Origin of the sequence: Streptomyces sp. WM6386, assembly GCF_000972385.1 — a bacterium.
GTDB lineage: Bacteria > Actinomycetota > Actinomycetes > Streptomycetales > Streptomycetaceae > Streptomyces.
In genome coordinates this window covers 1-328 of sequence record NZ_JXTE01000739.1, presented here as the reverse complement: position 1 = coordinate 328, position 328 = coordinate 1, and the positions used below count along the sequence as shown (strand labels likewise).

General features: G+C 75.0%; 1 pseudogene. It reads left to right on the top strand.

The window, feature by feature from the left end:
- Positions 1-328: pseudogene (locus TN53_RS43465) on the top strand (ketosynthase chain-length factor); the annotation flags it as partial.

Sequence of the window (328 nt, the reverse complement as noted above, 5' to 3'; positions counted from 1 at the left end):
ACTGAGCACCGTCGACGACCCGGAACGCGCCTACCGCCCGTTCACCGCCTCGGCCTGCGGATTCGTGCCCGCCGAAGGCGGTGCCATGCTCGTCGTGGAAGCCGAGAGCTCGGCCCGCCGACGGGGTGCGCCCGTGCGGGCCACCCTGGCGGGCTACGCGGCGACGTTCACCGGCGCCTCCCGCTGGGAGCACTCCCGGGAAGGGCTGGCCCAGGCCATCCTGGGCGCCCTGGACGAGGCCGGCTGCGCCCCCGAGGAGATCGACGTGGTCTTCGCCGATGCCCTCGGCGTACCGGAGGCGGACCGAGCCGAGGCACTGGCGATCGCG